Source organism: Streptomyces sp. NPDC048671, assembly GCF_055587045.1.
In genome coordinates this window covers 131,535-144,381 of record NZ_JBVJHB010000006.1, presented here as the reverse complement: position 1 = coordinate 144,381, position 12,847 = coordinate 131,535, and the positions used below count along the sequence as shown (strand labels likewise).

The 12,847-nt window shown below is 70.6% G+C and carries 11 protein-coding genes; 10 read left to right on the top strand and 1 reads right to left on the bottom strand.

The window, feature by feature from the left end; all coding sequences use genetic code 11:
- The first annotated feature begins 248 nt into the window (after nucleotides 1-248).
- The 10 genes from ACZ6S6_RS13890 to ACZ6S6_RS13845 all read left to right on the top strand — a co-directional run bounded on the left by ACZ6S6_RS13890 (nucleotide 249) and on the right by ACZ6S6_RS13845 (nucleotide 11,527).
- Nucleotides 249-2,483, top strand: coding sequence for a cache domain-containing protein (locus ACZ6S6_RS13890; protein ID WP_469705934.1), 2,235 nt, complete (start codon nucleotides 249-251; stop codon nucleotides 2,481-2,483).
- 6 nt (nucleotides 2,484-2,489) lie between these two features.
- A complete protein-coding gene (gene pgsB, locus ACZ6S6_RS13885; RefSeq protein WP_469705772.1) occupies nucleotides 2,490-4,295 on the top strand; it encodes a poly-gamma-glutamate synthase PgsB in 1,806 nt (601 codons plus the stop codon).
- Nucleotides 4,292-4,774, top strand: coding sequence for a poly-gamma-glutamate biosynthesis protein PgsC/CapC (locus ACZ6S6_RS13880; RefSeq protein ID WP_362955007.1), 483 nt, complete (start codon nucleotides 4,292-4,294; stop codon nucleotides 4,772-4,774). Before pgsB ends, ACZ6S6_RS13880 begins: the two co-directional genes overlap by 4 nt.
- A gap of 9 nt (nucleotides 4,775-4,783) precedes the next feature.
- Nucleotides 4,784-5,863, top strand: a complete 1,080-nt coding sequence (locus ACZ6S6_RS13875) for an NlpC/P60 family protein (protein ID WP_362955005.1) — start codon at nucleotides 4,784-4,786, stop codon at nucleotides 5,861-5,863.
- 169 nt (nucleotides 5,864-6,032) lie between these two features.
- Nucleotides 6,033-6,674, top strand: a complete 642-nt coding sequence (locus ACZ6S6_RS13870) for a hypothetical protein (protein WP_469705771.1) — start codon at nucleotides 6,033-6,035, stop codon at nucleotides 6,672-6,674.
- Complete coding sequence (locus tag ACZ6S6_RS13865) at nucleotides 6,671-8,203, top strand: serine/threonine-protein kinase (RefSeq protein WP_362955001.1); 1,533 nt, start codon at nucleotides 6,671-6,673, stop codon at nucleotides 8,201-8,203. The genes ACZ6S6_RS13870 and ACZ6S6_RS13865 overlap by 4 nt, the downstream gene beginning before the upstream one ends.
- A gap of 92 nt (nucleotides 8,204-8,295) precedes the next feature.
- Nucleotides 8,296-9,264 (top strand): glycosyltransferase family 2 protein, encoded by a 969-nt coding sequence (locus tag ACZ6S6_RS13860; protein WP_362954999.1) that lies wholly within the window; start codon nucleotides 8,296-8,298, stop codon nucleotides 9,262-9,264.
- Nucleotides 9,261-9,662: a GtrA family protein gene (locus ACZ6S6_RS13855; protein ID WP_469705770.1), complete on the top strand. Its 402-nt coding sequence runs from the start codon at nucleotides 9,261-9,263 to the stop codon at nucleotides 9,660-9,662. The genes ACZ6S6_RS13860 and ACZ6S6_RS13855 overlap by 4 nt, the downstream gene beginning before the upstream one ends.
- A gap of 202 nt (nucleotides 9,663-9,864) precedes the next feature.
- Nucleotides 9,865-10,521, top strand: coding sequence for a SurA N-terminal domain-containing protein (locus ACZ6S6_RS13850; protein WP_362954995.1), 657 nt, complete (start codon nucleotides 9,865-9,867; stop codon nucleotides 10,519-10,521).
- A 31-nt stretch (nucleotides 10,522-10,552) separates the two neighbouring features.
- The gene (locus tag ACZ6S6_RS13845; protein ID WP_469705769.1) at nucleotides 10,553-11,527 is read left to right on the top strand and encodes a nucleoside triphosphate pyrophosphohydrolase; all 975 of its coding nucleotides are present in this window, start codon (nucleotides 10,553-10,555) and stop codon (nucleotides 11,525-11,527) included.
- On the opposite strand, the gene ACZ6S6_RS13840 is transcribed toward ACZ6S6_RS13845, so the two are convergent.
- Nucleotides 11,502-12,782 carry a cytochrome P450 family protein gene (locus tag ACZ6S6_RS13840; RefSeq protein WP_362954992.1) on the bottom strand — a complete coding sequence of 427 codons (1,281 nt, stop codon included), beginning with the start codon at nucleotides 12,780-12,782 and terminating at the stop codon, nucleotides 11,502-11,504. The two genes, ACZ6S6_RS13845 and ACZ6S6_RS13840, sit on opposite strands and share 26 nt — an antisense overlap.
- Between the last annotated feature and the right edge of the window lie 65 nt (nucleotides 12,783-12,847).

Sequence of the window (12,847 nt, the reverse complement as noted above, 5' to 3'; positions counted from 1 at the left end):
CCCTGAAGTTCGAAAATTCCCGAAAGGGACAGAAGCCGCAGAAGTGTAGAAGCCGTAGAAGTACAGAAGCCGCAGAAGTTCCGCACCGAGCGAACGTTCCGTTCGCTCCCGCAGGGCCGACCGCTCCTGCCGCATGCCGACCGCCCCCGCAGTGCCGAAGTACCAGAAAACGTAAGAAGTTCCAGAAGGGATGCACCATGGCCGCCTCGCCTGTGAAGCGGCGACACAAGGTCCGCCGCCGGGCCGACATGTCGCTGCTGGGTGGAATACGGCCGCCCATCGCGGTCCTCTCGGTCCTGCTGCTCTCGCTGGCCGCCATCACCGCGCTCGGTCTGGGCCGCACGGTGCAGGACCGCGTACCCGAGGCCGTACTGACCTCCCAGCAGGAGTTCGCCGAGGACGGCGCCATCGCCCTGCGCGCCTCCATCGACGAGAGCTTCACCGACCTGGGGCGGACCGCCGGCCTGTTCAACGCCGCGGACCAGGTCTCTCCCGACGCGGTGCTCGACAAGATCAGCAGCGTCTACCAGAAGTGGACCGGCACGGCGGTCGTCGAGATCTCCTCCGGCAAGCTGCTCGCCGCCCGTGGCGAGAACGTCCCCCTCACCGCGATCGACACCTCGAAGCTCAGCGGCAAGGACGCGCTCGGCCCCCGCATGGTGAAGCTGGCCAACGGAGAGACCCGGCTGCTCTCCTTCGCGCTGCTCTCCTGGCCCGGCGCCCCGCAGCAGCTCCTGGTCGCCTCCAGCAATCTGCGGTTCCCCGGCATCAGCCTGGGCCAGTTCCGCTCCATCGCGGTCATCGACGCGGACGCCGCCATCCTCTCCAGCGACGGCATCCCGCAGCCCGAGCAGCTCCTCACCGACACCCAGCGCGCCGACGCCAAACGCGCCGCCAAGCAGCTGAAGAGCTTCGCGGAGACCGCGTCCGTCAAGGTCCGCCAGCACCCGCTGTCCGCCAAGGAGCCCGGCTCCGGCGGCTTCCCCGGCGTCAGCGGCAGCCTGCTCGGCAGCGTGCACTCGGGCGACCGCAACGTCGCCGGCTACGCCTCGCTCGCAGGACCCCAGCCCGGCGAACCCACCATCGCCACCGGACTCGGCCTCAGCGTCGTCGCCATGGTCCCGGTGGCCGAGAACCCCACCGCGGTCGCCGGACCGTTCTTCGGCCTGGTGGCCGCGGGCTGCCTGGTCGTCGTCGGCGCACTCGCCGTCGCGCTGCTCCTGGGCACCGTCCAGCGGCCGCTGATCCGGCTCTTCCTGGAGAGCCGGCGGCTGACCCGCGGCGACCTCACCCGACCGGTCAGCGCCCCCTCGTACGGCGAAGCCGCCCGGATCGGGAACTCCCTGGAACGGCTGCGCCGCCAGCTGCTCGGTGAGGCCCGGTCCGAGGAGCCGCCCCGGCGCGGCCGGTTCGGCAGCCGCGGACTCCTCGTCGTCTGCGGGGTGCTCGTACTCGCCTGGTGCGCCCCGATGCTGCTCCTCCTCAACCGGGCCGACGCCACCGCCGTCGTACCGCAGCAGCTGGTCAACGACCAGCGCGAGCGCACCGACACCCTCACCGACCGGGTACGCCGGGCCCTCAACGAGGGACAGGCCGACCTCCTGTCGGTGGCCACACTGATCGGCGCCGACACCTCGCCCGCCGACATGCGCACCGTCCTGGACCGCACCCGCCTGGAGCACGACCGCTACCAGTCGCTGTACGTCGTCGACGCCTCCGGGAAAGTCGCCGCGCACGCCGGCGACACCCCGCACCAGCCGGTCGGCAAGGCATCCGCCGACCAGCTGATCCGGGTGCTCAACGACTCCGGCAAGAAGCCGGTCATCGTCGCGCAGGCCGGAATACCCGGCCGCGACGGCGCCACCGTCGTCGGCGAGTTCCGCATCGAGTTCGTCAACGGCCTGCTCAAGCGGCCCGGCCTCGGCCAGGTCAGCATCGTCGACGACAAGCAGCGGATCATCGGCGGCAACTCCGGCTACCGCGCCTTCCAGGAGCTGTCCGGCGAACGGCTGCGGACCCTCGTGGCCGGCACCAACCAGAAGACCGGTGTCAGCACCCACCCCAGCGGCATCCTGTACCGCGACGGCGGCAAGGTGCAGATCGCCGCGGCCGCGCCCTTCGTCGGCGGCGGGGCGGCGAAGTCCCTCGGCTGGACCGTGGTCAGCCGGCAGCCCGCCAGCTCCCTCGCCATCCCCGAATACCGCAGGCAGAACCTCACCGTGCTCGCCGGGCTGCTGGGGATGGCCGCGGCCATCGCCTGTCTGGGCTGGCTGCACATCGTCGTCGTACGCCCGCTGCGCGCCCTCGCCGACCAGGCCGAGGCGCTCGCCGGCGGTGACCGGCGCACCGTCCTCTATCCGCGCCACCACGACGAGGTCGGCGCCGTCACCCGCTCCCTGGAGCTGGTACGCCAGCAGCTCCCGGCGCAGCAGAAGCGCGATACCGCGCCGACGACGCCCACGACCTACGCCGAAAGGACCTGACCGGCCGTGCTGTTCCTTTACACCGTGCTGGTGGTGTGCTGCGCGATCCTGCTGACAGCGGGCATCGTCGAGCAGCGACGCCACTTCATCAACCTGGAGCGAATACCCGCCCGGGTCCTGGTGAACGGCATCCGCGGTAAGTCCTCCATCACCCGGCTCTGCGCGGGCGCCCTGCGCGGCGGCGATCTGGTGACCGTCGCCAAGACCACCGGTACGGCGGCCCGGTTCATCCACCCGGACGCCACCGAGGAACCCGTCTACCGCAAATTCGGCCTGGCCAATGTCGTCGAGCAGATCGGCATCGTGCGCCGCGCCGCCTCGTACGAGCCGCAGGCCCTGGTCATCGAGTGCATGGCGGTGATGCCGGCGCTCCAGGAGATCAACCAGTCCAAACTGATCCGCTCCACGATCGGCGTGCTCTGCAACGTGCGCGAGGACCACCTCGCCGAGATGGGCCCGACCCTCGACGACGTGGCCCGCTCGCTCTGCCGCTCCATGCCGGAGGGCGGCATCTGTGTGACCGCCGAGGTCGAACGGTTCGCGATCCTCCAGGAGGAGGCCGACGCCCGCGACTGCGAGCTCATCTACGCCGACCCCGAGACCGTGAGCGACGCGGAACTGCGCGGCTTCAGCTGGTTCACCTTCAAGGAGAACGTGGCCATCGCGCTGAAGGTCGCCGAACTGCTCGGCGTGGAGCGGGAGACCGCGCTGAAGGGGATGTACGACGCCCCGCCGGACCCGGGCGTCCTCTCCGTCGAGAGGTATGTGACACCGGACGGCAAGAAGCTGCGCTTCGCCAACGTCTTCGCGGCCAACGACCCCGAGTCGACGCTGATGAACGTCAACCAGCTGCTGGACCTGGGCGCCGTCCACCGCCCGCTGAACGTCGTCATCAACTGCCGCCCTGACCGGGTCGAACGCAACGGCCAGATGGGCGAGATCATCCCCGACCTCCAGCCCGACAAGGTCTTCGTCATCGGCCACCCGGCCAAGAGCGCCATCGACGCGATCCCCGCCGAGTGGCGCGGCCGCGCGGTGGACCTGGGCGGTGACCGGCGCGACCCGGAGGAGTTCATGCGTGAGCTGCTCGGCGGGCTCGGGCCCGACTCGTCACTGATCGCCATCGGCAACATCCACGGCCAGGGCGAACTCCTGCTGGAGCACCTCAGCGAACTCCCGCCCGACGAGACCCCGGACGAGCAGTCCGACCGGGCCCCGGACGAGCAGGCCGAGGAGACCCCGGACGAGCAGGGCACGCAGCCCCCGGACGAGCAGCCGGCCGCGCACACCCCGCACGCCCCGCAGCACATCCGCCACGACGAGACGCTGCCGCTCCAGCAGTACCGGCCGCATCTGGACCCGTACGCGCCCTACCCGGAGGCGTACGAGACCCGCTACCAGCCGCACCCCACGGTCCAGGTCCAGATCCCGGTCCAGACACCGCTCCAGGCACAGGCACCGGTCCAGGCACAGGTCCAGCCTCCGGTCCAGGCACAGGCACCCGTGCCGGCACAGCCCCGGCAGCGCGGCATGTTCGAGCCCGCGCTGCCCCCGGACAGCCAGCCCCCGGAACGCCGGCAGCAGCCGGAACACCAGCAGCACCAGCCGGAACACCAGCACCAGCAGCCGGAACAGCCGGAGCACCACCAGCAACAACCGGAGCACCAGCAGCCCGTACAGCCGTACCAGCACGGGCAGCCGTATCCGCACGGGCAGCAGCCCCCGGGGCAGCAGGGCCCGCCCCAGGCCCCGTACCCGCCGCAGGACCCCTACCAGCAGAGCCGGCAGAACAGCGCAGGAGACCCCCGTTGATCCCCACCGTCCTGACGCCCGAGATCGCCGCCATCGGTATCGCGCTCGGCCTGATGTTCTCCCTGGTCTGCTATCTGACGACCAACCTCTCACCCGGCGGCATGATCACCCCCGGCTGGCTCGCGCTGACCCTCGTCGAGGACCTCCAGCGCGCGGCCATGGTGGTCGGCGTCACCGTCCTCACATACGTCTCCGTGCTGCTGCTCCAGAAGGTCGTCATCCTCTACGGGAAGCGGCTGTTCTCCGCGGTGGTGCTGACCGGAGTCATCCTCCAGGCGACGCTGATGATCGTGCTCCAGGTGGAGTTCCCGCTGATGTACGCCAACCAGACCCTCGGCTTCATCGTCCCGGGTCTCATCGCCTACCAGCTGGTCCGCCAGCCGAAGGGCGCGACGCTGCTGGCCACCGGCTCGGTCTCGCTGCTCGCCTACGTCGTCCTGACCGCCGGCATCCTGCTCGGCGCCCTTCCGTCCGCCTGAGGTGATCTCATGACCGCTCCCCGTACCAAGCAGTCCAAGCGCCCCCGCCAGATCCTGCACGCCGTCACGGTGGTCGCACTGCTCGCCGGCAGCGCGTACTTCACCGTCGAACTCCGCAAGGACGAACAGGCCAAGGCGCCCGCCGTCCAGGCCATCACGGACAAGCCGGCGGGAGCCGCGCTGACGCCCGGGAAGCAGACCTGGGAACGGCTGAACGCACCCGCCCGTACGGTCCTGCGCGACGTCGGCGGCAAGGTGATCGCCACCTTCACCGACCACGCCCGCACCGCCACGCTCACCGGCCCCTCCCGTACCTTCGCCGAACCCACCAGCACCAAGTCCCGGGTGATCACCGAGAACTGGGTGCGGCTGATGCCGGAGAAGTGGAAGAAGGGCTCCGAGAAGCAGCAGTGGTTCAAGGACTGGTTCAAGACCTACTACGGCAGCGAGGAGGACGACCTGTTCGCCTTCGCCTTCCAGTACATCGAAGGGGCGCCGGTCAAGAAGGACGACGAGGGCGTCTCCTACGCCGGGGACGCCCAGTTCGGACCCATCAACCCGGTCGGCAGCGAGGGCAACGACCTGCGCCTGGAGGAGTCGGACTTCTTCGACTACCTGGGCATCCCCTACACCTTCCGCAACGGTGTCACCCGCCAGCCCGACAAGGCCCGTTACCGGGCCATCGACTGCTCGGGCTTCATGCGGACGATCTTCGGCTACCGCGCCCGCTACCCGCTCGCCCCCCTCGACGGCCAGGGCGACGGACTGCCCCGCACCGCCAACGGCATCGGCCGCTCCAAGCTCGGCGCGGACGTCATACCGCTCAAGGGCATCACGCCCGCGGACCGGCCCACCTCGATCGACGTGCTGCAACCGGGCGACCTGGTCTTCTTCAAGCTCGACCAGCGCACCGGCCAGCGGCTGGACCACATCGGCATGTACATGGGCCATGACTCGGAAGGCCACCTGATCTTCGTCTCCAGCCGGGAGGAAGTGAACGGCCCGACGATCGGCGACAAGGGCGGCACCTCACGCCTCGACGGCAACGGCTACTACGCGGCGACCCTGCGCAGCGCGAAGCGGCTCTAGGGACAGGGCGAAGCGGCTCCGGGGAGCGTCCGCAAGCGCACGCGGGGCTGTGCGGAACCACAACGGTTCCGCACAACCCCGGTCCGCCGGCCGGTGCCGCCCTCTACCCTCGGAGCTGCGCGTACGCCCGTGCGCGCGGACCTTCACGACCAGGTATCCAGGAGCAGCCATGTACGCGCCGGGTTATCCGCCGACCGTTCCGCCCAGAGTCCCGGGGCGGGCCTGGATCGTGTCGATGCGGGTGCTGTTCTGCGCGCTCTCGGTGCTCTCCATAGGGATACTGCTCTGGGCCCCGCTGCTCCGGCTGGCGATCGTGCGCCGCAGGGCCTTCGACTGGTGGCTGACCGGCGGCGCGTTCGTGGCCGTCGTCGCGATCATGATGGTCATCGGCCGGGACGAGGGCGAAGCCCACGGCATCGACTTCCTCCTCATCCCCCTGCTGCTCCTGGGCATGGCGGCCGCTCCCGTGTACTACCTCGTCGCGGACATCCGCCACTACGGGCCACGCGGGGCGAAGCAGCACGCCATGGGCGGATACGTGCCACCGGCGCCCGGATACGCGTACGCGACCACCACCCCGGTGACCGCCAAGCCGGGCCCCGCCCCGCAGCCCCCGCACCAGCAGCAGCCCTTCCCGCAGCAGCCCTTCCCGCAACAGCAGTACGAGCAGCAGCCGGCCCCGCCGCACGCCCCGGCCCCGCCGCACACCCCGTACCCGCAGCAGCCCCACCCACAGCCCCAGCGCATCGACCAGGTCCGCGCCGAACTCGACGAGCTGAGCGACTACCTGCGCAAGGAGGAAGGCCGGTGAACGGCCGCCTCATCGGCGGGCGGTACGAGCTGTCGGCCATACTCGGCCAGGGAGGCATGGGGCAGGTCTGGACGGCCTACGACCAGCGACTGGACCGCCGGGTCGCCGTCAAGCTGCTGCGCCCGGACCGGGTCACCGGCCCCATGGGCAGCGAAGCGGCCGCCGAACTGCGCCGCCGCTTCGTCCGCGAATGCCGGGTCACCGCCCAGGTCGACCACCCCGGCCTGGTCACCGTCCACGACGCCGGCAGCGACGGCGACGAGCTCTTCCTCGTCATGAGTTACGTCGAGGGCGCCGACCTCGCCGACCATCTCGCCGAGCACGCCCCGTACCCCTGGCAGTGGTCCGTCGCCGTCGCCGCCCAGCTCTGCGCCGTCCTGAGCGCCGTGCACGCGGTGCCGATCGTCCACCGCGACCTGAAACCCCGCAACGTGATGGTGCGCCCCGAAGGCACCGTCCTCGTCCTGGACCTCGGGGTCGCCTCCGTCCTGGACACCGACACCACCCGCCTCACCCACACCGGCTCACCCATCGGCTCCCCGGCCTACATGGCCCCCGAGCAGGCGATGGGCGGTACCGTCGGCCCCTACACCGACCTGTACGCACTCGGCGTCCTGCTGCACGAACTCCTCAGCGGCGACGTGCCGTTCGCCGGCTCCACCGCCCTGGGCGTGCTCCACCGCCACCTCTACGAAGCACCGGTCCCCGTCCGGCAGATCCGGCGCGACATCCCCGAGGCACTCGAAGCGCTCGTGCTGCGGCTGCTCGCCAAGGACCCGCAGCACCGCCCGTCCGGCGCCCAGGAGGTCTACGAGAGCCTCGCCCCGCTGCTCCCCGTCCGGGGCGACGGACTGCCCGGCGGACCGCTCGACCCGACCCGCCCCTTCCTGCGCCCCCACGCCCCGTGGCCCGACCGCGTCACCACCCCGCCCGCCGGCAGCCCCGCACCGGCGCCCGCGCGGCCCGATGTCGCCGCCGCCGTCGACGAGGTCAAGAAACTGCTCGGCGAGGGCCGGATCACCCACGCCGTCGACCTGCTCGGCGGCATCCTCCCGGCCGCCGCGGAACAGCACGGCGAGAGCTCCCCGGTCGTCCGTATCCTGCGCAAGCAGTACGCGGCGACCCTGATGGACGACGGCCAGTACCGCCGCGCCCTGCCCGAACTGCGCCGCCTCGCGGCCGACCGCGCAGCCGAGGCCGGACCCGCCGACCCGCAGACCCTCCAGTTCCGCCAGGACACCGCGCAGTGCCTGGAGCAACTGGGTGAGCCCGCCGCCGCGCTCGCGGAGTACCGCGCAGTCCTCCCGTACTACGAGAACCGCTACGCGACGGGCGACGACCCGGCCCGCTCCTACGAGATCCGCCACCGCATCGGCCACCTCCTGCTCGCGCTCGGGGACCACGCGGCGGCCATCGGCGGACTCCAGTCGCTGCTCTACGACACCGAGCGCAGCTACGGGCCGAACCACCCGCTGCCCGCCGAACTCCGCCGCCAACTGGACCGCCGCCAAAAGGTCCGGGGCGGCTGAATCCCGGGCGCCACGGACCAGTTCACCCAATGGCCGCCCCCCGGCCACACCCGGCATCCGCTCCCGACATATCGACCGGATGATCTGCATGCGTGCTGATCTCGCTGGTGGTGCCTTGTTTCAACGAGGAAGAGATCCTCGAACGCTTCCATGAACGCGTGACGGACGAGATGACCCGGCTGGGTCACGCGTTCCAGCTCGTGTACGTCGACGACGGGAGCGCGGACCGGACCCTGCCGATCCTGCGGCGGCTGGCCGCCGCCGATCCACGGGCCCGCTACGTCTCCTTCAGCCGCAACTTCGGCAAGGAGGCCGCCATGCTGGCCGGTCTCCAGCACGCCGAGGGCGACGCCGTCGTCATCATGGACGCCGACCTCCAGCACCCGCCGGAGCTCATCGGCCGCATGCTGGAGGAGCACGCGCACGGCCACGACCAGGTGATCGCCCGCCGTACCCGCAAGGGCGACCGCGTCACCCGCACGCTCACCGCCCGCGCCTACTACTGGCTCATCAACCGCCTCGTCGACGTGGAACTCGTCGACGGGGTCGGCGACTTCCGCCTGCTCTCCCGCCGGGCAGCCGACGCCGTACTCGAACTCACCGAATACAACCGGTTCTCCAAGGGCCTCTTCGCCTGGGTCGGATTCCCCACCACGACGTTCAGCTACGAGAACGCCGTCCGCGAGGAGGGCCGGTCCGCCTGGACCTTCGGGAAGCTGCTGAACTACGGACTCGACGGGCTGCTCTCCTTCAACAACAAGCCGCTGCGCGCCGCGCTCTACCTCGGCCTGCTGCTGCTCTCCCTCGCCCTCGTCCACTCCGGGTGGATCGTCGGCGTCGCCCTGGTGAAGGGGGTCGACACCCCCGGATACGTCACCCTCCTCGTCGTCGTCACCGCCCTCGCCGGGGTCCAGATGGTGATGGTCGCAGTGGTCGGGGAGTACGTCGGCCGCATCTACTACGAGGTGAAGCGCCGCCCGCACTACCTGGTGCAGGACACCAACACCCGGCCCCGCGGGCCGGCCCCGGAGCCGGAACCCCTGGAGTTCGTACGCCGATGACGGTCAAGGCACAACTGGCACGCTTCGCACTCGTGGGCGTCGTGAACACCGGCACGTACTACGGCTGCTACCTCGCCCTGCTGACCCGGCTGCCCTACCTGGCGGCGCACGTCGCCGCGTTCGCGCTCAGCATGACCGGGTCGTTCTTCCTCAACAGCTGGTTCACCTACCGGACCCGGCCCACCTGGCGGAAGTTCCTGCTCTTCCCGCTCACCAACGCCGCCAACTTCGTCATCACCACCGGCGGGGTCTACCTGCTGGTCGACCTCGCCGGATTCAGCAGCCGGTACGCCCCACTGGCCGCGGCCGCCGCGGCCGTCCCGATCACCTTCGTGATCTCGCGCACGATCATGCTGCGGCCGGACGTACCGCCGAAAACGACCCTGCCGGCGCGCTGACCGGGGCTCCGGGGAGACCACATCCCCAACTCCTTCCGAATCGTTGGTCGAATCAGTGGCCCGGACCGGTTCTCAATCCTCCGCCTCGCAGCTGCACGCACCCAGACCCGCACCTTTTCCCACCCCCCAAGTGCCGGATGCTCTAGCATCGATCACCGCAAGGCCTTTGTGCACCGCCGCACAATCTCCTCGGGAGGCTCCTTTGCACCGCCGCAGTCGCACCGCGCTCACCGTCTCCGCCGCCGCTCTCCTCGCAGCGCCACTTCTCTCCGCCTGCGGCAGCCAGGCCCACCCCGGCGCGGCAGCCGTCGTGGGCGGGGACCGGATCGCGGTGTCCACCGTGCAGGCCCAGGTGGCGGACGTGCGCGACGCACAGGACAGCTCCGCGCAGTCCGCCCAGGGCGCCGACCAGTCCGGCCAGCTCGGCCGCGCCAAACTGCACGGGATCATCCTGGACCGGGTCCTGGACCGGGCCTCGGCGGACGCCGGGGTCACCGTCAGCCGCGCCGAGATCCAGCAGATGCGCCAGTCGGCCGTCGCCCAGTACAAGGGGGAGAAGGGGCTGCGGGCCGCGGTGCTCCAGGAGCGCTGGATCGCCCCCGGCCAGATCGACTCCTTCCTGCGCGAGCAGATCCAGCTGACCAAGCTCTCCCAGGCACTCGGCGCCGACCCGTCGACCCCGGCCGGCACGAAGATCCTCGGCGACGCGCTGACGAAGGCGTCCAAGGAGCTGAAGGTCGACGTCAACCCGCGCTACGGCACCTGGAACAACAAGCAGATCCAGCTCGCGGACTACAAGGCCCCCTGGATCAACCAGGTCACCAAGCCCGCCCAGCCGGCGGCGGAGGCCGGGGCGTAGCAGCGGCCGGGCGGCCGGGTAGATTCGCAGCGTGAACGCTGAAGACCCCGGCCGTATCGTCCTGCTCACCGCCAGCCACCGGGTCGCGCCGGGACTGCTGTCCTGGCCCGCCTGGCAGACGCTGCACGCCGCCGACCGGGTGCTGTGCGCCGAACCGGACCAGCCACAGCTGCCGTATCTGCGCGAGGCGGGCATCACCGTCGAGCCGGCCGTCCCCGACGCCCAGGAGCTCGTCGGCGCCAGCGCCGGGGGCCGGACCGTGGTGGTGCTCAGCGGCGGCGAGGGGAACCAGCCGCTGACGGACGGCCTGGCGAGGCTGGCGGGTTCGGGGCGGGTACAGATGCCGAACCTGGAGCTGCTGCCCGGCTCGTACGACCTGCCGGGCGCCCGGCTGCTGGATCTGGTCCAGGTCATGGACCGGGTCAGGGCCGAGTGCCCCTGGACCTCGCAGAAGACCCACGAGGGCCTCGCCAAGTACGCCATCGAGGAGGCGTACGAACTCGTCGAGGCGATCGAGGACGGCAACCGCGAGGAACTGCGCGAGGAGCTCGGCGACGTACTGCTCCAGGTCGTCTTCCACGCGCGCATCGCCGAGGAGGACGAGACGGAGCCGTTCTCGGTGGACGACGTCGCCGCCACGCTCGTCGAGAAGCTGATCCACCGCCACCCGCACGTCTTCGGCGACGAGACCGCCGAGACCCCGGAGGACGTCCACGCGCACTGGCTGCGGACCAAGGCGATCGAGAAGCAGCGCGAGTCCGTCACCGACGGGGTGCCGCTCGGCCAGCCCGCCCTGGCACTCGCGGCGAAGCTGGCCGGCCGGGCCCGTACTGCCGGACTCGACGTCCCGCTGCCGCGGCCGCAGCCGCACGGCGAGGACATCGGCTACCGGCTCCTGGAGCTGGCCGTACGCGCGCAGGAGGACGGCATCGACCCGGAGGCCGCCCTGCGGGCCGCGGGCCGCGCCTACCGGGACGCCATCAGGGCGGCGGAGGGCAACGGCTGACGTCCGGGCCGGCGGACACGGTCGTGGGGGTGAACTCCACCGGGAGCGTCCGCAGACCACGCATGATGAGCCCGCCCCTCCACCGCAGGTCGACGGGGTCCACAGCAAGCCGGAGGTCCGGCAGACGGCGGAACAGGGTCTCCAATGCGGTGCTGCCCTCCAAGCGGGCGAGGGGAGCGCCCAGGCAGTAGTGGATGCCGTGCCCGTACCCCAGGTGCTGGTTGTCCCGGCGGGACAGATCCAGCGTGTCCGGCTCCGCGAAACGGGCCGGATCACGGTCAGCCGCTGCGAGGACCACGAGCACTGGATCACCCTCGCGGATCCGCTTTCCTCCGATTTCGAGCGCTTCCGTGGCGTAGCGCCAGGTGGCCAGCTCCACCGGGCCGTCGAAACGCAACAGCTCCTCGACGGCGCTGTCCAGGAGGTGCCTGTCGCCTCGCTGGACCGCGCTCTGGAAAATGGCACGCTGTGGGGGGTTACGGAAGAACGCGTGGGCGCTGTTGCCGATCAGGTTGATGGTGGTCTCGAAACCCGCAAAGAGGATCACGAAACACATCGCCGCGGCTTCGTTCTCGGTGAGGTGCTCGCCGTGGTCGCTGGCCCGGATCAGGCCGGAGATCAGGTCGTCGCCGGGGTTCTGCCGCTTTCTGTGGATCAGCTCGGCAAGGTAGGCGCGGATCTTCTTCACGGACCGGGCGACCCCGCCGCGCGGCCCGCCGCCGTGCCGGATCATCATGCCCGCCCAGTCCCGGAAGTCGTCCTGGTCCTCCTCGGGTACGCCGAGCAGATCACAAATGGCGTAGATGGGGAGCGGGAAGGCGAAGGCGTGGATCAGGTCGGCCTCCCCCTTCTCCGCGAAATCGTCGATGAGCCGATCAGCCAGCTCCTGCACGCGGGGTCCGAAAGCGGCGATCGTCCGGGGCGTGAACGCTTTGGAGACCAGTCGGCGAAGTCGTGTGTGGTCGGGCGGATCGATGTTCAGCAGATGCGTCATGAGGTTGGCGCTGCGCTCGCCCGGGATGCCGGTTTTGCTCTTTCCCTGGGCGTCCTTCGCGTGGTGCGCGGGGTTCTTCGAAAGGCGGCCGTCGGCGAGGGCCTGCCGGGCGTCCGCGTATCGGGTGACGAGCCACGCCTCGACACCGCTGGGCAATATCGTCTGGTGTACGGGACTGTGCTCCCTCAGCCAGGCGTAGGCGGGGTACGGGTCGGTGGCGAACTCCCAGGTGAAGAGTTCTGGCGGCGGGGTGTGGTTCACGTGACGACGGTATCGGGCGTCCGCGGGTCGGCCTGCGCTGCCGCGCTTCTCGCCGGCCGTCGGTA

What these genes read in the sequence shown, in the direction of transcription:
- ACZ6S6_RS13875 (WP_362955005.1), top strand. Translation starts at nt 4,784, where the DNA reads ATGACCGCTCCCCGTACCAAGCAGTCCAAGCGCCCCCGCCAGATCCTG.
- ACZ6S6_RS13855 (WP_469705770.1), top strand. Translation starts at nt 9,261, where the DNA reads ATGACGGTCAAGGCACAACTGGCACGCTTCGCACTCGTGGGCGTCGTG.
- ACZ6S6_RS13890 (WP_469705934.1), top strand. Translation starts at nt 249, where the DNA reads ATGTCGCTGCTGGGTGGAATACGGCCGCCCATCGCGGTCCTCTCGGTC.
- ACZ6S6_RS13870 (WP_469705771.1), top strand. Translation starts at nt 6,033, where the DNA reads ATGTACGCGCCGGGTTATCCGCCGACCGTTCCGCCCAGAGTCCCGGGG.